Origin of the sequence: Roseinatronobacter ekhonensis (assembly GCF_900499075.1) — a bacterium.
Classification (GTDB): domain Bacteria; phylum Pseudomonadota; class Alphaproteobacteria; order Rhodobacterales; family Rhodobacteraceae; genus Roseinatronobacter; species Roseinatronobacter ekhonensis.
This window is the reverse complement of record NZ_UIHC01000011.1, coordinates 16245-34499: the sequence shown is the minus strand read 5'-3', so window position 1 is coordinate 34499 and position 18255 is coordinate 16245. Positions and strand designations below refer to the sequence as shown.

22 protein-coding genes are annotated in these 18255 nt (G+C 62.8%); 10 read left to right on the top strand and 12 right to left on the bottom strand.

The annotated features are described in order from the left end of the window. The first annotated feature begins 99 nt into the window (after positions 1-99). Positions 100-1272 (top strand): MFS transporter, encoded by a 1173-nt coding sequence (locus tag ROE7235_RS07390; protein ID WP_121094173.1) that lies wholly within the window; start codon positions 100-102, stop codon positions 1270-1272. Here ROE7235_RS07390 and fmt read toward each other — a convergent pair. The 3 genes from fmt to def (ROE7235_RS07375) form a co-directional block, all read right to left on the bottom strand. Further along, entirely contained in the window at positions 1269-2174 is a 906-nt protein-coding gene (gene fmt, locus ROE7235_RS07385; protein ID WP_121094317.1) for a methionyl-tRNA formyltransferase, read from the bottom strand. The two genes, ROE7235_RS07390 and fmt, sit on opposite strands and share 4 nt — an antisense overlap. 81 nt (positions 2175-2255) lie before the next feature. Continuing rightward, a complete protein-coding gene (gene def / locus ROE7235_RS07380) occupies positions 2256-2750 on the bottom strand; it encodes a peptide deformylase (protein ID WP_121094171.1) in 495 nt (164 codons plus the stop codon). Beyond that, the gene (def, locus tag ROE7235_RS07375; protein ID WP_121094169.1) at positions 2747-3268 is read right to left on the bottom strand and encodes a peptide deformylase; all 522 of its coding nucleotides are present in this window, start codon (positions 3266-3268) and stop codon (positions 2747-2749) included. The genes def (ROE7235_RS07380) and def (ROE7235_RS07375) overlap by 4 nt, the downstream gene beginning before the upstream one ends. 120 nt (positions 3269-3388) lie before the next feature. Here def (ROE7235_RS07375) and ROE7235_RS07370 point away from each other — a divergent pair, with 120 nt between their 5' ends. Genes ROE7235_RS07370 through ROE7235_RS07350 form a run of 5 tightly spaced genes read left to right on the top strand, consistent with a single transcriptional unit; the run spans position 3389 to position 6358 of the window. Next, positions 3389-3796 carry a hypothetical protein gene (locus ROE7235_RS07370; protein ID WP_121094167.1) on the top strand — a complete coding sequence of 136 codons (408 nt, stop codon included), beginning with the start codon at positions 3389-3391 and terminating at the stop codon, positions 3794-3796. 16 nt (positions 3797-3812) lie between these two features. Next, positions 3813-4406, top strand: a complete 594-nt coding sequence (locus ROE7235_RS07365; RefSeq protein ID WP_121094165.1) for a hypothetical protein — start codon at positions 3813-3815, stop codon at positions 4404-4406. Then, on the top strand, positions 4403-4945 hold the full coding sequence (locus ROE7235_RS07360; protein WP_121094163.1) for a hypothetical protein: 543 nt from the start codon (positions 4403-4405) through the stop codon (positions 4943-4945). The genes ROE7235_RS07365 and ROE7235_RS07360 overlap by 4 nt, the downstream gene beginning before the upstream one ends. Further along, positions 4938-5189, top strand: a complete 252-nt coding sequence (locus ROE7235_RS07355; RefSeq protein ID WP_121094161.1) for a helix-turn-helix transcriptional regulator — start codon at positions 4938-4940, stop codon at positions 5187-5189. Before ROE7235_RS07360 ends, ROE7235_RS07355 begins: the two co-directional genes overlap by 8 nt. After that, a complete protein-coding gene (locus ROE7235_RS07350; protein ID WP_121094159.1) occupies positions 5186-6358 on the top strand; it encodes a MalY/PatB family protein in 1173 nt (390 codons plus the stop codon). The genes ROE7235_RS07355 and ROE7235_RS07350 overlap by 4 nt, the downstream gene beginning before the upstream one ends. A gap of 118 nt (positions 6359-6476) precedes the next feature. Here ROE7235_RS07350 and ROE7235_RS07345 read toward each other — a convergent pair whose 3' ends face one another. After that, a complete protein-coding gene (locus ROE7235_RS07345; protein ID WP_121094157.1) occupies positions 6477-7403 on the bottom strand; it encodes an MBL fold metallo-hydrolase in 927 nt (308 codons plus the stop codon). A 171-nt stretch (positions 7404-7574) separates the two neighbouring features. Here ROE7235_RS07345 and ROE7235_RS07340 point away from each other — a divergent pair, with 171 nt between their 5' ends. Then, the gene (locus tag ROE7235_RS07340; RefSeq protein WP_121094155.1) at positions 7575-8555 is read left to right on the top strand and encodes a glutathione S-transferase family protein; all 981 of its coding nucleotides are present in this window, start codon (positions 7575-7577) and stop codon (positions 8553-8555) included. Here the strand turns inward: ROE7235_RS07340 and ROE7235_RS07335 are convergent. The 7 genes from ROE7235_RS07335 to hslO form a co-directional block, all read right to left on the bottom strand. Continuing rightward, positions 8524-9132 carry a L,D-transpeptidase family protein gene (locus tag ROE7235_RS07335; protein WP_121094153.1) on the bottom strand — a complete coding sequence of 203 codons (609 nt, stop codon included), beginning with the start codon at positions 9130-9132 and terminating at the stop codon, positions 8524-8526. The genes ROE7235_RS07340 and ROE7235_RS07335 overlap by 32 nt on opposite strands. A 76-nt stretch (positions 9133-9208) precedes the next feature. Continuing rightward, complete coding sequence (locus ROE7235_RS07330) at positions 9209-9985, bottom strand: ion transporter (RefSeq protein ID WP_121094151.1); 777 nt, start codon at positions 9983-9985, stop codon at positions 9209-9211. A 37-nt stretch (positions 9986-10022) separates the two neighbouring features. Beyond that, entirely contained in the window at positions 10023-11234 is a 1212-nt protein-coding gene (locus tag ROE7235_RS07325) for a class I SAM-dependent RNA methyltransferase (RefSeq protein WP_121094149.1), read from the bottom strand. A 9-nt stretch (positions 11235-11243) separates the two neighbouring features. Further along, positions 11244-13124, bottom strand: coding sequence for an ABC transporter ATP-binding protein (locus tag ROE7235_RS07320; RefSeq protein WP_121094147.1), 1881 nt, complete (start codon positions 13122-13124; stop codon positions 11244-11246). Between the two features lie 51 nt (positions 13125-13175). Next, a complete protein-coding gene (locus ROE7235_RS07315) occupies positions 13176-14309 on the bottom strand; it encodes a CCA tRNA nucleotidyltransferase (RefSeq protein ID WP_121094315.1) in 1134 nt (377 codons plus the stop codon). Beyond that, on the bottom strand, positions 14300-14887 hold the full coding sequence (locus tag ROE7235_RS07310) for a CoA pyrophosphatase (RefSeq protein ID WP_121094145.1): 588 nt from the start codon (positions 14885-14887) through the stop codon (positions 14300-14302). The genes ROE7235_RS07315 and ROE7235_RS07310 overlap by 10 nt, the downstream gene beginning before the upstream one ends. Continuing rightward, positions 14880-15821, bottom strand: a complete 942-nt coding sequence (gene hslO / locus ROE7235_RS07305) for an Hsp33 family molecular chaperone HslO (protein ID WP_121094143.1) — start codon at positions 15819-15821, stop codon at positions 14880-14882. Before hslO ends, ROE7235_RS07310 begins: the two co-directional genes overlap by 8 nt. Positions 15822-15903: 82 nt before the next feature. Here hslO and ROE7235_RS07300 point away from each other — a divergent pair, with 82 nt between their 5' ends. From ROE7235_RS07300 to ROE7235_RS20800, 3 genes are read left to right on the top strand one after another with little or no spacing between them, the layout of a single operon-like run. Beyond that, entirely contained in the window at positions 15904-16341 is a 438-nt protein-coding gene (locus ROE7235_RS07300; RefSeq protein WP_121094141.1) for an NUDIX hydrolase, read from the top strand. After that, complete coding sequence (locus ROE7235_RS07295; protein ID WP_245963903.1) at positions 16338-16640, top strand: GNAT family N-acetyltransferase; 303 nt, start codon at positions 16338-16340, stop codon at positions 16638-16640. Before ROE7235_RS07300 ends, ROE7235_RS07295 begins: the two co-directional genes overlap by 4 nt. Before the next feature lie 15 nt (positions 16641-16655). Continuing rightward, a complete protein-coding gene (locus ROE7235_RS20800) occupies positions 16656-16784 on the top strand; it encodes a hypothetical protein (protein ID WP_281272827.1) in 129 nt (42 codons plus the stop codon). On the opposite strand, the gene ROE7235_RS07290 is transcribed toward ROE7235_RS20800, so the two are convergent. Beyond that, positions 16781-18100 carry a PP2C family protein-serine/threonine phosphatase gene (locus tag ROE7235_RS07290; protein WP_245963902.1) on the bottom strand — a complete coding sequence of 440 codons (1320 nt, stop codon included), beginning with the start codon at positions 18098-18100 and terminating at the stop codon, positions 16781-16783. The two genes, ROE7235_RS20800 and ROE7235_RS07290, sit on opposite strands and share 4 nt — an antisense overlap. Positions 18101-18255 lie beyond the last annotated feature (155 nt).

Here is an 18255-nt window from a genome sequence, read left to right as displayed (position 1 = left end):
CTCGCTCAACCCGCTTGCGCACCCCGAAAGCTGCGCATTGTGTTTGCTTCACAAGTTCAATACGTAGGTGTCTCGCAGCCTTTGGGAGGAGGATCGCGCGTGAAACTTGGTGTCGCCTGTCTGGTGCTGGGCTATCTGCTCAGCCAGTTCTATCGCGCGTTCCTTGCTGTCTTGGCCGGGCCTTTGGCGCAGGATCTGGGGGTCACGCCCGATGATCTGGCACTTTCTTCTGGCTTGTGGTTTCTGGTCTTTGCAGCCGCGCAAATCCCGCTTGGCATGGCGCTCGATCAAGTTGGTCCCCGGCGCACTACGGCGCTTATGCTGGGGCTTGGCGGCACCGGTGGCGCCGCGCTTTTCGCTTTGGCGCAGAACGCGACGCATATCCATCTGGCGATGATGGCACTCGGCGTCGGTTGTGCTCCGGTGCTGATGGCATCCTACTATATATTCGCGCGGACCTTCCCGGCAGCATTGTTTGCCACGCTGGCAGGCGCGGTCATCGGAATCGGCTCTCTTGGCAATATCTTGGGGGCGTGGCCCCTTGCATGGGCGTCAGAGGTCTATGGCTGGCGCGCTGCACTTTGGGCCATGGCCGCTATTACGGCGCTGGTGGCGGCAGTCTTGTGGTTTGTCATCCCCGACCCGCCCCGCGCCGATCCGCCACAAGGCCAGAAACCCCGCCTGCGCGACGTGCTTCGCATTCGCGCGTTGTGGTGGATGATGCCGCTGCTATTTGTGAATTACGCACCCGCTGCCGGCCTGCGCGGGCTATGGGCGGGACCCTACCTGACCGATCTGTATGGCGTCGGGGCGCAAGTTGTTGGGCAGGTTACGCTGGTCATGGCGCTTGCGATGATTGCCGGGAATTTCGCCTATGGGCCGCTTGACCGGCTTTTGGGCACGCGCAAATGGGTCATCCTTGGGGGCAACCTGTGCGGCGCCGCTGCGCTTGGTGTTCTGGCATTGGCACCGGGTATGGGGCTTTGGACCAGCGCGACGCTGTTGGCGGCGGTGGGCTTCTTTGGTGCGTCCTTTCCCATGCTGATGGCGCATGGTCGCAGCTTTATTCCGCCGCATCTGACAGGGCGTGGCGTGACCTTGATTAACCTGTTTTCAATTGGCGGGGTCGGCCTGCTGCAAGTCGCCAGCGGCTATGTTCACCGAATGGGGGGCGGGGGCAGCGGCGCCTACAGCCTGCTCTTCGGCTTCTTCGCGCTGTTGATGCTTGCGGGCTGCGCGGTCTACTTGTTCGCCACGGACCGCACGGACTAAGCGCCCAGCACCGTCCCCGGCGCAAAACGGTGCCCGTTCAGAAACGCCGCAGCATCACCGGCGCGTTTGCCTTCGCGCTGCACGCTCAGCACCGATACTGCGCCCGTGCCGCAGGCAATGGTCAGCCCGTCCAGCACCTCACCGGGTGCGCCATCCCCGTCAACGGCCCGCGCATCCAGCAGTTTCAGCCGCCCCGCCGGGCTGTCACACCACGCGCCGGGAAAAGGCGAAAGCGCCCGAATCTGCCGCGCGACCGCCTGTGCGGGTCGGGTCCAGTCAATGTGCGCCTCGGACTTGTCGATCTTGGCGGCATAGGTCACGCCATCTTCAGCCTGTGGTTCTCGCCCCAGCGTGTCCAAATGCCCCAATGCCTTTGCAATCAGCCGCGCGCCCATTTGCGACAAGCGGTCATGCAGGTGGGCGGTCGTGTCGTTTTCCCCGATCGGCGTCGTGTCGCGCAGCAGCACCGGCCCGGTATCCAGCCCCGCTTCCATCTGCATGATGCAAACACCCGTTTCGGCATCGCCCGCCATGATCGCGCGTTGGATGGGCGCGGCCCCGCGCCAACGCGGCAACAGGCTGGCGTGAATGTTCAGGCACCCGTGGCGTGGCGCGTCCAGCACGGCTTGCGGCAAGATCAGCCCATAGGCGACCACGACCGCCACATCTGCCTGCAACGCCGCAAACTCCGCCTGCGCCTCGGCCCCTTTCAGACTGACGGGATGGCGCACCATCAGCCCCAGATCTTCGGCCCGCGCCTGCACCGGCGAGGGACGGTCCTTTTTGCCACGCCCGGCGGGGCGGGGCGGCTGAGTATACACGCAGACCACGTCATGCGCGGCATGGACCGCGTCCAAAGCCGCCACGGAAAACTCTGGCGTTCCCATAAAAATAATCCGCATCGCGTCCCCCTTCATCTTGCGAAAAATACTCCGGGGAGCGTGAGGGGCTGGCCCCTCACCGGCACCACCGAGGCCACTGGCCTAACGCTGCTTCAAAGCGCGCCGTAACAACATGTCCCGCTTCACCCGGCTCAGGCGATCAAAGAACATCCGCCCCTCCAGATGGTCGATCTGGTGTTGCACGCTGGTGGCCCATAGCCCGACCATCTCGCGGTCTTCCAGCGCTCCATCGGCGTTCAAAAACCGCACCGTCACTGCGCGGGGCCGCTCTATGCGTGCATGGATGCCGGGCAGGTTTGGGCTGGCCTCGTCATGGGCGCGCATAACTGCGCTGGCGTGCAGCACTTCTGGGTTGGCCATGCGAACGGCCTGATCGCGCGCGTCCGATGCATCGACCACAGCCAGCCGCAGCCCAACCCCGATTTGCGGCGCGGCAAGGCCGACACCGGGCATCGCTTCCATCGTATCAATCATATCGCGCCAGATCGCGCGGATGTCGTCCGTTATCTCGTCCACCGCCACGGCCTTGCGCCGCAAGATGGGGTCTGGCCAGGGCAGGCAGCGCCGAACGCTCACGCGCGGGCCTTCTCGCGCTTCAGCTTCACCATTTTGCGGGTGATCATTTGCCGCTTGATCGCTCCGAGATGGTCGATGAACAGCTTGCCGTTCAGGTGGTCCAGCTCGTGCTGGGCGCAGGTGGCCCACAGCTCGTCGAATTCGTCCTCATGGGTTTTGCCATCCAGCCCCATCCAGCGCATCGTGACCAGCTTGGGGCGGGAGACCTCGCCGTAGTGCTCGGGGATAGACAGGCAGCCTTCCTCATAGGTGTTCACCTCGTCCGAGGCAGCGATGATTTCGGGGTTGATCAGCACCATCGGGCGCGGCGCTTCACCCTCTTCCTTCACGCAATCCATCACGAAAATACGCTTGGTGATCCCCACCTGAGGCGCGGCCAGCCCCACACCCGGCGCGTCATACATCGTCTCAAGCATGTCCTCTGCCAGCTTGCCGATGTCAGAGGTCACGTCGGACACCGGGTCGCACAGCTTTTTCAGCCGTGGGTCGGGGTGGATCAGGATGGGTCGAATGCTCATGCATAACGATTTATCGCGCACGGGCGACGCAGGCAAGGGCTTGGCGCTATGTAACCTTGACGTTACCAAGCGACTCGCTGTATGTTACCTCTAGGTTACTTTTCGCAAGGAGGTTCCAATATGTCCTTCAACCTCGTCACCGCAACGCGATTTGTCATGATGGCAACGGCGATCATCCTTGTGGGCGCATCCATCGCCAGTGGATTTACCGGCATCGGGCCGTCTGGCCTGACCCGGGCCACGATTATCGGTGGCACCATGATCGGTTTGTCCGCGCTCTCTTTCATCGTGCATCTGGCCTATCCTGCGGCAGCAGAAGTGGCATGGGACGAAATGAACATGTCCGCGCATAACGCGAGCCTTGTCTTTGGCTATTGGGCAACCCTTGCGGTTTTTCTTGTGCTGCTCATCTTTGTCTTGGCGGGCGGCATCTCGGCAGAGGTCGCCTTTTACTGGATGGGGCCGGTTCTGGGCATTGCTCCGTCGGTGCATTTCCTGTCATCGGTTTTGCGCGGCCACGCGGATTGATCAGGGGCCTTTGAACATGCTCACGCGCAGTAGACGCCTTTCACCCGAAACCCGCAGCATCGCGCTGGCGCTGTTGTGCTATGTCCTTTGTGTAACCGCCGAAATCTGGGCAGGCCACTTTGCCAATGCGCTGCCGGATCGCTTCCTGTTCCACTGCCTCCTTGGGCTGGCGATCCTGTTTCAGACCGATGCGCTGCTGCAATGGCAACAGCGCAAAGGACAGCTACCAGCGGAACCAAACCACGGTTTCTTACTTCTGTTGACGGCACTTGGTGGTAGCGTTCTTCTGCTCTGCGCGACGATCTGGCCCGCGCTATGGTCGGGGGCGCTAATAACCTGCGCCACCACTGTTGGCGCCGGGGTTCTTGTGCCCGGGCTGAAAAGCCGGGCCCTGTCAGAGGGCGACGGGCGCTACCGCCAAAACCAGATTCGCGCCCGAGAGGCGGGGCTGCACGCCTTGACCGTTCTAGGCGCTGTCATGATCATTCTAGACCTGTCGGGCCTAATCATCATTCCGCTTTGGCTGGGTGTGGGATTGGTCCTGTTGGGCGTTGGCGTTGCGGTTACGGGCGTGATGTGGTGGCAGGAACGCGACGGGGGCGGGGTATGATGCGCCGCTACCTGATCGCGGCCTGCGCCATTATCGCAACTGGTGCGGCCATTACCGCGCTTATGAAACAGGCCGATATGCGTGTCGTTTTGATTGTCTCGGCGTTCGCAGGTGGCCTTTGGGGCAAGCTTTTGGCGAAGGGCACTTTACAAGAATATACGGCACGCAATCACGCCTGGGCCGCATCCTTTCCGCTGGTCTTTCTGGTGGCCACGGCGTTCTGGTATTTCGATGGCACGCAGGGGGCCGCCCTGAACATGGCCTATCTCTATATTGCGATCACGCTTGTGCTGGCCCTGACCGGTGGTCTGGGCACAGCTTTTCGTCTGTCAGGCGACGAGCGCTACCGACACTCCCAGCGCCATGCCGCCCATATCGCGCAGCGCGTGCTGGTTCTTGGCGTCTGTGCGTTGGCGCTTGTGCATCTTGGTCAAATTGCGGCACTAGAGTTGGGGCTGGGGCTGTTTGTAGCGCTTGCGCTGCACGAAGCCAGCTATCACGCAGCCATGTGGTGGCAGGAACGTGGCGCGGATGAGTGAAGATCAGCTCTATAACCGTCTGAAAGACATGCGTGCGCTGCGAGGTGTGACACAGGCCGATCTGGCCAATGCTGCGGGCGTCAGCCGCAAGACGATCAACACGGTGGAAAACCGGGTCTTCATCCCCTCGACCGTTCTGGCGCTGAAACTGGCGCGGGCTTTGGACTGCCCGGTGTCAGAGCTTTTCGCGCTTGACCCTTTCCCGCCTCCGCCTGAGAGTGCCGAAAACGGAGGCAGCACATGAATTTCGACGAGGTCATCGACCGGCGCGGCACGCATTGTTCCAAGTGGGACATGATGGAGCCGCTTTACGGCGTATCCCCCGACGACGGCTTGGCGATGTGGGTCGCTGACATGGATTTCAGGCCCCCGCAAGTGGTTCAGGATGCGCTGCAAAAAGTGCTCGACCACGGGGTTTACGGGTATTTCGGAGATGATGCCGCTTACCGCGCCGCGATCTGCTGGTGGATGGAACATCGCCACGGCTGGCAGGTGGACCCCGCGCATATCTCGACCACGCATGGCTTGGTCAACGCGGTGGGCCTGTGCTTGCAGACATGGACCGCGCCGGGCGACGGGGTGATGCTGTTCACACCAGTCTACCACGCCTTTGCGCGGGTTATCCACGCGGCCGGACGCCGTGTGTTGGAATGCCCGCTGGTCGAGGATGCGGGTGCCTACCAGATGGATCTGGACGCAGCCGACAAGCTGGTCGATGACAGCACGCGCATGGTCATGCTGTGTTCGCCGCACAATCCCGGCGGCCGCGTCTGGACGGCGGACGAGTTGCGCGCAGTGGCCGAGTTCTGCGCGCGGCATGATCTGCTGCTGATCTCGGACGAAATTCACCACGATCTCGTCATGCCGGGGCACAAACACACGGTCATGCCGCTTGCCGCGCCCGAGCATATGGACCGTGTTGTCATGCTGACCGCGCCGTCGAAGACGTTCAACATCGCGGGCACGCATTGCGGGCAGGTGATCATCCCTGACGACCGCCTGCGCACGCAGTTCAAGGCCACCCTTGGCGCTTTGGGGATATCCGGCAACAGCTTCGGCTTTCATGCCGTGACCGCGGCCTATTCCCCGGACGGGGCCGCGTGGGTCGATGCGCTGGTGGCCTATCTGGAGGAAAACCGCAGGCTGTTCGACGCGGGCGTGAATGCCATTCCCGGCCTTCGGTCGATGCCGTTGCAATCCACCTATCTGGCTTGGGTCGATTTCTCCGGCACCGGCATGGACATGGCCGAATTCACCTCAAGGGTTCAAGACAACGCGCAGATCGTCGCCAATCATGGCCCGACATTCGGCACCGGCGGCGCAAACTACCTGCGGTTCAATCTTGGTGCGCCGCGTGCGGTGATCGAAGATGCCGTGGCGCGGTTGCAGCGCGCCTTTGGTGATTTGCAATAGGCCATGCCACAAGGCGTGGCGCGCCCCGGCCCTGAGCCGGGGCCTCTGGCCGAAAGACCCTTTGACCAAGAGGCCCCGGCTCAGGGCCGGGGCTGGTTTCCTTGCGGCAGCAGTGGCCTCAGCCCATCAACTGGCCCGCTTCGGGCACCCAATGGAACTCTGCGCCATCGGTGCCGCTATCAACATATCCCAGCGCGGGGAAGGGCATGTGATAGCCCACCGCCGGAACACGGTCGGCGGCAATCATGCCCAGCACGCGGCGGCGGCTTTCGGCGGCCTGCGCCTTGTCGGCATCGAAGCGCACTTCCCAATCGGGGCGCGCCAACGACCAGACAGGGTGGTTGGCAAGGTCTGCAAAGATCACCAGACCCGCGCCCTCACTCTCCAGTCGGTACACCATGTGGCCCGGCGTATGGCCGAAAGCGGCCATGCCGGTTATCCCCGTCACCATGTCTTGCCCGTCACCCAGAAACGTCATCTTATCGGCCATCGGGCGCACATTGGCGTCAAATCCGTCACTGCCCGCCGTGGCCCAATGGTCGAATTCCGCTTGCCCGGTGACATACCGCGCATTGGCAAAGGTGGGTGCGCCGTCGTTCATCATGCCGCCAATATGGTCGCCATGCATGTGTGTCAGCACCACGATGTCGATTTGCTCTGGCGTGTAGCCCGCGCTGGCCAGTGCCTCGGTGGTTGCCGCTGCATTCAGGCCGGTGTCGAACAACACCAGTTCCGCCCCGGTATTGACCACTGTGGGCGTAAAGAAGAACTGCGACACGTCGGTCGACAGGAAATTCGCGCGGCTGACTTCGGCGAATTCCTCGGGCGTCGCGTTCATCCCGAATATCCCTTGCGGATTTTCGCGTGGGGTGGTGCCGCCCAGAATGGTCGTCACCTCGAACCCGCCAATCATGAACCGGCGGTGGCGGGCAAAACTGGCACCCATCATCGGCGCTTCGGCACGGGCTGGGTTGATGGAGCCAAGGCTTGCCAAGGGCAAGGCGGCCCCGGCGGCGATCAGGCTGCGGCGTGTGAAGTCGGTCATAATGTCGCTCCTCTGTTGGTTATAGGAATGGACATAACGCCGCAGATGAAAAGTCTTGTCACGCTCGCGTGAAGCTGTCCGCCGCGCTGCGCACAGGTCTTGCGCGGTAATGCAGGTTGGTTTGCACAGGGATCCTCCTTAGCTGTTGCTCAACAGGAAAAGGAGCACAACATGGGCGTTCTGATTGATGGAAAATGGTCAGACCAATGGTATGATACCAAGAAAACAGGGGGTGCGTTCCAGCGCGACACCTCGCGGTTTCGCAACTGGATCACGGCGGATGGCAGTGCCGGGCCAACGGGAGAGGGTGGCTTCAAGGCCGAAGCAGGGCGCTATCATCTGTATGTGTCCTATGCCTGCCCGTGGGCGCACCGGGCGCTGATCTTTCGCGCGCTGAAGGGGCTGGATGACCTGATCGACGTGTCCGCTGTCCACCCGGACATGCTGGACGACGGCTGGAGCTTTGCAACCGACTTTCCCGGCGCAACCGGCGACCGGCTATTCGGAAGCAGCCACATCCGCGACATTTATATCCGCGCTGACCCAAAGGTGTCCGGGCGCGCGACGGTGCCGGTCTTGTGGGACAAGGCCCAAGGCAAGATCGTGTCGAACGAATCCTCGGAAATCATCCGCATGTTGAACACGGCGTTCAACGACCTGACCGGCAATACCGACGACTATTACCCCGCCGATCTGCGCCTCGAGATAGACACGGTCAACGCGCGCATCTACGATACGCTGAACAACGGGGTCTACAAATCCGGCTTTGCCAGCACGCAAGCGGCCTATGAGGACGCGGTCTACCCGCTGTTCGACACGCTTGATTGGCTGGAAGAGCGGCTGTCGCGCCAGACCTACCTTGCGGGCGACCGTCTGACAGAGGCCGACTGGCGTCTGTTCACCACGCTGGTGCGCTTCGATCTGGTGTATCACACGCATTTCAAATGCAACCGTGCGCGGATCGTGGATTACCCCAACCTTTGGGCCTATACGCGCGCGCTATACCAGCACCCCGGCGTGGCGCAGACCGTGCAGTTTGATCATATCGTGCGCCACTACCATTACAGCCACGAGACGATTAACCCGCACCGCATTGTGCCGATCAACCCAAACCCGGACTTTAGCGCACCACACGGACGGGGGACGGCCTAGGCCGGGGGCTATCGGGCCCCGGCACAAGCACGGCGACGCCGGTCGCAAGCGGCGCCGTGCCGCCGGTGTCTTGCGGTTTCGACGCGAAAATCCTGATCGGCGTGCCGTTGCGGACCATGGCGTAGATGTCTTCCATTTGCCGGTCGGTCACGGCAATGCATCCGTTTGTCCAGTCGCCCCGCGCGCGCTGAAATCGTGGCCCGCGCCCGTGGATGAAAATATCGCCCCCCGGTTGCCAGCCATTGGCCTCGGCATGCGCGCGGTCATCCTCGTTTGGGTAATCAATACCGATCGAGAGATGGAACGCGCTGTTGGGATTGCGCCGGTCAATGATGTAATCGCCTTCGGGGGTGCGATTGTCGCCTTCGCGTTCCTTGTGGTCGAACGGATCGCCGCCCAGTTGCACGCGGTAGCTTTTCAGCACCGTGCCGAAATGCAGCAGGTCCATCCGGCGCTCTGCCTTGTAGACGACCACGCGCGTCACCTCTGGCCCGTCATAAGTTCGGAACTTGCTGGGTGCGCAGGCACTCAGAACCGCAAGCAGCGCCACGGGCAACAACAGGCGAAAAAGCTGCATCAAAGCCTCTGGATTTTTTCGCCACTATGCCCGAAAGCGTATGACCTGCCAAGCTGGCACGCCGCTCACGTCCGCGTCATCCGTCGCGTTCTTCCAGTTTCTTTTCAATCTCGCGCAGGCGGGTCAGCACCTCGTCGCGGTATTCGTCGGTGGCTTTGTTGGATTCGGCTGCGTGGGCGTCCTGCATCGAATTCACGATCAGACCGACCAGCAGGTTCACCACGGCGAATGTCGTGACCATGATGAACGGCACGAAGAACAGCCAAGCATAAGGATACACTTCCATCACGGGCCGCACGATCCCCATGGACCACGATTCCAGCGTCATGATCTGGAACAGCGAATAGGCCGAATTGCCCAGATCACCGAACCACTGCGGAAAACTGCTCTGGAAAAGCTTGGTGGCCATAACCGCGCCGATGTAGAAAATCATCCCCATCAGCAGGAAAACCGATCCCATGCCGGGCAGCGCGGTGATGAAACCTTCGACCACGCGGCGCAGGTTGGGGCTGACGGACACCACACGCAGCAGACGCAAGATACGCAACGCGCGCAACACGCTGAAGCCCTGGGTTGCTGGCATCAGCGCAATGCCGATGATGATGAAATCAAAGATATTCCAGCCGGACCGCCAGAACTGGCCGCGATAGGCGTACAGTTTCAGCGCCAGTTCCAGCACGAAAATGCCCAGACAAATCTTGTCCAGCGTCAGGATGAACGGGCCGATGGCGGCCATCAGGGGCTGCGAAGTTTCCATCCCCAGCAGAACGGCATTGAACAGGATAACCCCGATCACGCCATTGCGCACCCAAGACTGGTCCAGAAAGGTGGCGACATTGGCGCGGCTGAGCATGGGTATCCCTTTTGGTCTGGCAGTTTGCGCAGATATGTTATCTGGCGAAGGCGGCTGCAAGCTCCACATGCGGGCTAAACCGGAATTGGTCTATCATTTGCACCCATTCCAGCCGGTATCCGCCTTGCAAGAGTATCTTTGCATCCCGGGCAAAGGTCACGGGGTTGCAAGAGACTGCCGCGATGCGCGCAACCGTGCTCTCGGCAAGCGCATGGGCTTGGGCCTCTGCGCCCGCGCGGGGCGGGTCAATGACGACCGCGTCGAACCGCGCCAGGTCTTCGGGCAAGAGCGGGTTGCGGAACAGGTCGCGTGTCTCATGTGTTAGGCGCTTGAGCCCGCTTGCATGCCGCCAGCCGTGGTCCAGGGCCGCCAGCATGTCGCGCAGGCTTTCCACCGCGTGAACCTCGGCACGTTCTGCCAGGGGCAGGGCGAATGTGCCGCAGCCCGCGAACAGGTCGGCCACGCGCGGGGCGTCGCCCACGGCCTTGGCCACCGCAGATTGCAGGGCGGATTGCCCCTCGGCGGTCGCTTGCAAGAATGCGCCCGGCGGTGGTGTGACCCGCGCCCGCCCGAAGCTCTGCGCGGGCGGGGCGGATTGGGCGATAACCTCGCCCTCCCATGCCAGCCGCGCGAGCCCGTTCGCGCCCGCCCATTGGCCTAGCGTGGCTTGCAACGGCCCGTCCAGCGGTTTTCCACCCGTGACGGACAGGTCCAATCCCGGCTCGGACGTCGTCAGCGACAGGGCCATTTCGCCCTTCCGAGAGCCCGCGATTATCACCAGCTCTTCCAACACTGGCAATGCAGCGGTCAGGTCCGGTCGCAGGATCAGGCAATCGGGCACAGATGCCACCGTGTCAGACGCGCGCGCGTGGAACCCCACCAGCGCGCCCTTTTTCAGACGCCGCCCCGAAAATGTGGCCCTGCGCCGCGCTCCCTTGGGGGATATATGCGGCGGGTGGAAGGGCGCTTCCAACCCCTGCGCGGCCAGTGCCTGCCGGATCACGCCCTCTTTCCAATCGGTCACGAACGCTTCGCGCGCATGTTGCAATGCGCAGCCGCCGCAAGCCTTGTACTGCGGGCAGGGGGCGGCGATGCGCTCGGGCGATGGCGTCAGGATACGCGGGGCGGCCATGCGGTCGCCCGTCACCTCACCCTCGACCACTTCGCCCGGCAGGGTGCGCGGCACAAAGACGGGGCCATCAGCGACCCCGTCGCCATGATGGCCAAGGCGTGTGATGGTCAGGCCCATGTCGCGGCCCTATGCGTGTTCAGATGTCTCATCCGTGCCCAGAAACCCACCAGATTGCCGTGCCCAGAAGCGCGCGTAAGTGCCGCCCTTGGCCAAAAGCTGTTCATGGGTTCCTTGCTCAAGGATGCGGCCCGCGTCAAGCACCACAATCCGGTCAAGCTGCGCGATTGTGCTCAGGCGGTGGGCAATCGCCAGCACGGTCTTGCCCCGCATCAGCGGTTGCAGCGCGTCCTGCACCGCGGCCTCGACCTCTGAATCGAGCGCCGAGGTTGCCTCGTCCAGCACCAGTACCGGCGCATCTTTCAGGAAAGCCCGCGCCAGTGCGATGCGTTGGCGTTGCCCGCCCGACAGGCGCACGCCGCGCTCGCCCAGTTGCGCATCATAGCCGCGACGCCCTTCATGGTCCTGCAAATCCTTGATGAACTCATGTGCTTCGGCAGCTTTCGCGGCGGCTTCAATCTCGGCGCGGGTGGCATCGGGGCGACCATAGCGGATATTGTCCAGCGCAGAGCGGTTGAACATAGCCGTTTCCTGCGTGACCATCGCGATGTTGCGGCGCAGGCTTTCTTGCGTGATGTCGCGAATATCGCGCCCGTCCAGCGTGATGCGCCCCGCTTCCACGTCATACAGACGCATCAACAGCGCCACGAGTGTTGACTTTCCGGCACCCGATGCGCCCACGATCCCGATCTTCTCGCCTTGGGCAATGGATAGCGACAGCCGGTCTACACCGCCCGCGTCGCGACCGTAAGCAAATCCCACGCCCTCGAACGCGACCGCCCCGTTGGCGCGCCCGATCTCGAGCGCGCCCTCAGCGTCGGTCAGGTTGGGGCGCGGCGTCAGGGTGCGCATGCCGTCCTCGATCTCGCCAATGTTCGAATAGATCGCCATCAGCACGAAACTGACCCAGCCTGTCATTTGGGCAATGCGAATGGCCACCGCGCCCGCGGCGGCAATATCGCCGGTGCTGGCCATGCCCAGCGACCACAGCCAAAGCGTACCGCCGATCAGGAGCACCGGCAGAATGCCAGCAACCGTCATCAACGCAAAGCGAAACCACGCCTGCACCTCGCCGAACTCGACCGAGCGGTCGCGGAACACACCCATGGCATTTAGCGCGGCGCGATCCTCGAAATCGGCATGGGCGAACAGTTTGACCGTTTTGATGTTGCTGATTGTGTCCACCACCTGCCCGCTGACGCGTGCGCGTGCGCCCGCGCGCTGGCCTGCGCGCTCTCGCACCTGCGGTAGGAAATGGCGGATCAGCCACAGATAGCCGACCAGCCACACGGCCAGCGCCAGCGCCATCCGTGCGTCTATGGTGAACAGCAGCACAACCGACCCGATGATCGACGACAGTGCAAAGGCCATCGTGTTGATGGTCTCATTCGCCACATCGGTCAGCGCGCGCGCGGTTTGAACCTGCTTTTGCGCAATCCGGCCTGCGAAATCGTTGTCGAAGAAGGTGACAGGCTGGCCCAGCGTCCAGCGGTTCAGCCGCGATTGCACCAGAACAAAGATATTGGGCTGCACCACAATGCTGTTGGCCGCAGAGGATATGCCAAAGGCGAGGGGCCGCACCGCCATGAAGAACAGCACGAACCCGGCAATCAGCCAGCCATGCGTTGCAATAAAATTCTGCGCGCCAGTCTCGACCGCGGCGTCAATGATCTGGCCCAGCAGCAACGCGGAGATCACCTCTGTCGACCCGACAATGGCGGAAATCACGGTGGCCAGCAGCAGCACGGGCCAAGACCCTTTCACCGACCATAGCATGAACCGCAACAGCGTTTGCGGCGGCGGCCCATCCGCATGGGCAAAGCCGTCGATCAGCCCGGCCAGCCGAAAGGCAAGGGTCGGACGATTGGAGGGGTCGGTTTTCTGCAACATTTGGCCTGTCCTTTGCAGCAGGACATAGGGCGTTCAGGGCGTGCGCGCCAGTCAGCCCAGCAAGTCGGCGCGTGACAGCTTGAAATCTGACGCGATCCAGCGCGCTTCCAGCGTTTTCAGCCGTTGCCCGAGTGCAGCGCCTTCCATCTCTGGCAAGTCGGCGGCGCGCACCGGAAAACGGGCATCTGCGCCGCGTGTGATTTCGGTTTGCCAAAGCTCTGGCAAGGGCTGCTCGAAGCTTGCCGCGCGGGCAAGCACCGCATCTGCGCCCAAGCTATCGCCAAGCCGGTAGCCCAACAGGGCAGGTCCGGCCATGTCGCTCAATGCGTCGCGCAGGCGGGTCAGGTCGCGTGATTCCGCCTTTGTCAGCCGCAAAGCATGTGTGGCGCCGCCCAAGACCACAAGCCGGCGCAGCCAGCGCGGGGCGCATGCCCCTTCCAGATGCACAAGCGGTCCGAGTGCGCGCGCGTCTGCCCCCGGGAGCACGCGCGACAGCACGCCCGTTGCCGCCATGGCCGCGACCGAGGGCGCGGGGTCATGGGCGCTCAGCAGCTTGCGCAATTCGGCGGTCACGCGCTCGGCAGATAGTCGGGTCAGCCCGTCAGCGCCCTCGGCGCAGGCGCCCAGCCCGTCGGGGTCCAGCCCGCCCATAGGGTCGCCATATTGCGCGTGAAACCGGAAGAACCGCAGGATGCGCAGGTAATCCTCGGCAATGCGTTGGGCGGCATCGCCCACAAAGCGCAACCGCCGCGCGTGCAAGTCGGCCGCACCGCCCAGCGGGTCGAGCACTTGCCCCGACGCATCAGCATATAGCGCGTTCATGGTGAAATCCCGGCGCGCTGCGTCGTCCTCGATCCGGTCGGAAAAGGCGACTTCGGCATGCCGCCCGTCGGTCGCCACGTCGCGGCGAAACGTGGTTACTTCGAACCCCTCGCCGCCCGCGACGAGTGTGACCGTGCCATGCGCCAAGCCTGTGGGCACAGCGCGCAGGCCCGCGCCCTCGGCCAAGTCGATCACCGTTTCGGGCAGTGCAGAGGTGGCGATGTCCACATCCGTCACGGCCTCGCCCAGCGCCGCATTCCGCACACAGCCGCCCACCGCATAGGCCAGATGCCCCGCGTCGGTCAGCAGGCCCAGCACCGATTGCGTGCGGTCGTTCTCCAGCCAGTCGCCACTTACTTGCATTGCGCCATCCGGTCCGCCAGCCCGCGCAAAATCCGCGCGCTGGCCCCCCATGTATAATACGGTCCCCATGGAATTGCATAAAAGTGCCGCCATTGCCCGCGCCAGATACGCCGTTCGATCACGAAGCGCGCGGGGTCGGTGACATGGGCCAGCGGCACGCGGAACACTTCAGCCACCTCGCCCGGTTCGGGGCGGGGGGTGAACGACCCGTCCAGTCGGGCAACGAAGGGTGTGACCAGAAAGCCGGTGACGGTTTCATGCGTGGGCAGTGTGCCCAGAATACGCACTTGCGCCGGGTCCAGCCCGATTTCCTCCCGCGCCTCCCGCATTGCGGTGGCGGCCAAGTCCGGGTCGCCAGCATCCTGCCGCCCGCCGGGAAAGGCGATCTGACCGGGGTGGTGACGCAGGTGCGACGCGCGTTTGGTCAGGACAACACCGCCCGCGTCGTCCACCGCGATAAGCACGGCGGCGGGGCGCAGCTTGCGCGCGGGGTTGTCGGGCGCCAGCGCCGGGTTCAGATCGAAATCGCTCGATGCCTCGGCGGGCAGATCCAAGGCCGCGCGCAAGCGGTCATCCATCCTTTCCCTCGAAGCCCAGCGTGGCAGGGTCCATGACGTAATGCGCACCGCAAAACTGGCAGTCGGCCGTGACGGTGCCCTCTGGTGTTGTCATGGTGGCAATATCCTTGGCCGAATATATGGACAGCGTGCTGCGCACCTTATCCTCAGAACACGAACAACCGAAATGCACCGCCTGCGGGTCATAGACGCGGGGCGCTTCCTCGTGGAACAGGCGGGCCAGCAGTTCGGGCGGGCCGACATGCGGGCCGATCAGTTCCAATTCCTCGACCGTGTCCAGCAGCATATTGGCGCGGTTCCAGTTTTCGGCCTGCTCGGCGGCGTCGCGTGTAGGCGCGTCAGAGTTGCCAGGCATGTGCTGCAACATCACGCCACCCGCGCGCCAGGCTTGGGATTGTCCGGGAAGGGTAGCGCGCCCGAAGGACAGCGCGAACCGGGTCGGCAATTGCTCTGATTGCGCGAAATAGGTCTCGGCGCAGGCGCTCAGGCTTTGGCCCGCAAGGGGTGTGATCCCCTGATATGGCGTCATGTCCGGCCCCTGGTCGATCAGAATGGCGAAATAGCCCTTGCCGATCTGGCTAAACGCCTGCGCGCCCTGTTCCAGACGGTCGGGGTCGAAGCTGGCATAGGCACGGATGCGCGCGGGCGCGCCTTCTTCGTCGGGTGCGTAGTAGTCGGTCGCGATCAGCCGGACCGGCCCGTCGCCGCGCACTTGCAGCGATAGTTTCCAACGTAGCTTGATGGTCTGGCCGATGATCGCGGTCAGCAGCGTGGCTTCTGCGACAAGCGCCTCGACAAGCGGTGGATACGCATGTTTTTCCAACACTTTTTCCAGCGCGCCATCCAGTCGCGCGACGCGGCCGCGAATGTCGCTATTGTCCAGTTGGAACGGCAAAACCGTGTCGTCCCAGGCGATTTGTTCGCCGATGCTCATGGTAGATATCCTTGCTGGTGCTGCGCGCGTGGCGCGCTTAGGCTCGCCCCCACATATAGGAATCAACTCGGAAGGGCCAAGGATGATCCGCAGATTCGGTGACGCGCGCGTGCCGGGGCAGCATTATACCCGCCGTCACGGTGCCTATGCGATTATACTCAGCGGCACGCGTGTGCTTTTGACCCATCAGGCATGGCCAGAGGATGACTGGCAATTGCCCGGCGGCGGGATTGATCCGGGTGAAAGCCCTCCCCAAACCCTGCGTCGCGAGGTCTTGGAAGAAACCGGCTGGCGTGTGCGACCGCTGCGCCGTCTGGGAGCGTTCCGGCGGTTTTGCTACATGCCTGATTACGACCTTTGGGCCGAAAAGCTGTGCACGATCTATCTGGCGCAGGGGCTGCGCCGTATCGGGCCGCCAACAGAGCCGGGCCACCGTGCCGAATGGCTGCCCTTGCCCGTGGCGCTGGAACGGCTGGGCAATGACGGTGATCGCGCGTTTCTGGCGGCGATGGCCCGGTGATCCGGCGCGCGACCATGGCCGAGGCCGATGCGATCCGTGCGTGTGGTCGCGCTGCTTTCGCCCGCTATGTGCCGCGCATGGGGCAAGATCCGGCCCCCATGCACGCCGATATCGCGGCGCATATCGGTTTGAACGAGGTGTCGGTCGCGCTGGACCCTGCCGGAAACGTTCTGGGCTATGCGATCTGCCGTGCGGAGGGCGCGGAGATGCACCTCGACACAGTTGCGGTCTGGCCGGACCATGCCGGACGAGGCCTTGGCAAAAGGCTGATCGCGCATGTCGAAGAGCTTGCGCGCTAAAAGGGCCTAATCGCCGTGACACTTTATACAAACGCGGCCATGACCGAAAATATCGCTATGTATGGCGCACTGGGCTACATGGAAAACGGGCGTCGACAGCAGGACGGGTTCGACCGCATCTTCTTTCGCAAGGCTCTGGTTTAGTCGTTCATCGGCTGCCCCCGGTAGTAGCGTTGCTTCGGCGGTGCGCTTGGCCGGTAGGCGCTGAATTCCAGAAGCGCGCCAGAGATGTCATCCCCGAATTCGTCGCGCCCGGACCATTGGGCCAGCCCCCATTTAAGCGCGTCCAGAAAAGACAGGCCGCGCAGTTTTCGCAGCTCTGTGAACAAGTCACTCAGGCCGGATTCGCCGAATTCATCACCTGCAGCATTGGCGCATTCCGTTATTCCATCCGAATACAGGAACAGCCGGTCGCCGGGCCGCAATTCGGCTTCAAAGCTGGAATATTCCGCCTCTTCCAGAAGCCCGATGGGCAAACCGCCTTCGCCCAGATATTCCACCCCGCCGTCGCGGCGCTGGATAACCGGGTGCGGATGGCCCGCCTGCACCATCGACAGCCGTCCCGTGCTCAGGTCAAGATCGGCATAGGCGATTGTCAGATAGGCTTCGGTGTCGATTTCTTGCAGCATAAGTGTATTCATCCGCGCCGCCACGTCATGCGGTGCGACAGCGTCCATCTGGCCGGTCATGTGGTTGCGCGACAATGCAATATTCTGCGATTGGGCACCGCCGAACATCCCGCCGATTCGCGCGCCCAGCAGTGCCGCGGCGACACCGTGGCCCGACACGTCGAGCGAATAAATCCCCACGCGCTGCGCGTTGATGGGGAAAGTGCCGACCATATCGCCGCCGACATGGCCGGAGGAATGCAGCATCAGCGAAAGTTGGCTGCCGCCGAAATCATGGAACCGGTCGCGAATCAGCGATTGTTGCAGCTTGCGCGCTTCCATCAGGTCGCGGTCCACCGCGTCATACAATGCTTGCAGTTTGCGCAAAGCGGCGTGCAATTCGTCATTGCGGGCCTTGACCTGCCGTTCCATGGCCAGCAAACGCTCGCCCGCGAAGATCCGCGCACGCAATTCCGGCGTGGATACGGGTTTGGACAGAAAATCATCCGCGCCCACATTCAACCCTTCGGCCACGGCGCTCTTGTCGTTTTTAGAGGTCAACAGGATAAAATAGGAATAACGGTCCTGCGCGCGCGCGCGAAACGCGCGGCAGAAATCCAGCCCGTTCATGCCCGGCATCATCCAGTCCGACACAATCAGGTCGAATCGGGTCGTTTCGCAAAGTTGCAAGGCAGCGTCCCCCGAGGCAGCCTGCACAACATGATAGCCCCAGCGTTCCAGATTCTTCGCCAATACAAGCCGTTGTGCCGCACTGTCATCGACCACCAGCGCATGTTTGCCGCGGATTGCGGCGATTGCAGAAGCTTCTTGCGGTGTCACACTGGTATCCACGCCACACATCCATAGTTTCGGGCCCGCAAAGGTTCTGGGCCGCACCAGCATGGCACCACCAAATTAACACCCGATGAAAATGCACGACGTTGGGTCAATCGGCGGCATCCTTACGAATCTTTAGGGGCTTTGGCGCAGTGTGGCCGGTGCCAGTA

Coding starts and splice junctions, on each gene's coding strand:
- fmt (WP_121094317.1), bottom strand. CDS start 2,174: ATGCGGATTATTTTTATGGGAACGCCAGAGTTTTCCGTGGCGGCTTTG.
- def (WP_121094169.1), bottom strand. CDS start 3,268: ATGAGCATTCGACCCATCCTGATCCACCCCGACCCACGGCTGAAAAAG.
- ROE7235_RS07370 (WP_121094167.1), top strand. CDS start 3,389: ATGTCCTTCAACCTCGTCACCGCAACGCGATTTGTCATGATGGCAACG.
- ROE7235_RS07365 (WP_121094165.1), top strand. CDS start 3,813: ATGCTCACGCGCAGTAGACGCCTTTCACCCGAAACCCGCAGCATCGCG.
- ROE7235_RS07360 (WP_121094163.1), top strand. CDS start 4,403: ATGATGCGCCGCTACCTGATCGCGGCCTGCGCCATTATCGCAACTGGT.
- ROE7235_RS07355 (WP_121094161.1), top strand. CDS start 4,938: ATGAGTGAAGATCAGCTCTATAACCGTCTGAAAGACATGCGTGCGCTG.
- ROE7235_RS07350 (WP_121094159.1), top strand. CDS start 5,186: ATGAATTTCGACGAGGTCATCGACCGGCGCGGCACGCATTGTTCCAAG.
- ROE7235_RS07345 (WP_121094157.1), bottom strand. CDS start 7,403: ATGACCGACTTCACACGCCGCAGCCTGATCGCCGCCGGGGCCGCCTTG.
- ROE7235_RS07340 (WP_121094155.1), top strand. CDS start 7,575: ATGGGCGTTCTGATTGATGGAAAATGGTCAGACCAATGGTATGATACC.
- ROE7235_RS07335 (WP_121094153.1), bottom strand. CDS start 9,132: ATGCAGCTTTTTCGCCTGTTGTTGCCCGTGGCGCTGCTTGCGGTTCTG.
- ROE7235_RS07330 (WP_121094151.1), bottom strand. CDS start 9,985: ATGCTCAGCCGCGCCAATGTCGCCACCTTTCTGGACCAGTCTTGGGTG.
- ROE7235_RS07325 (WP_121094149.1), bottom strand. CDS start 11,234: ATGGGCCTGACCATCACACGCCTTGGCCATCATGGCGACGGGGTCGCT.
- ROE7235_RS07320 (WP_121094147.1), bottom strand. CDS start 13,124: ATGTTGCAGAAAACCGACCCCTCCAATCGTCCGACCCTTGCCTTTCGG.
- ROE7235_RS07315 (WP_121094315.1), bottom strand. CDS start 14,309: ATGCAAGTAAGTGGCGACTGGCTGGAGAACGACCGCACGCAATCGGTG.
- ROE7235_RS07310 (WP_121094145.1), bottom strand. CDS start 14,887: ATGGATGACCGCTTGCGCGCGGCCTTGGATCTGCCCGCCGAGGCATCG.
- hslO (WP_121094143.1), bottom strand. CDS start 15,821: ATGAGCATCGGCGAACAAATCGCCTGGGACGACACGGTTTTGCCGTTC.
- ROE7235_RS07300 (WP_121094141.1), top strand. CDS start 15,904: ATGATCCGCAGATTCGGTGACGCGCGCGTGCCGGGGCAGCATTATACC.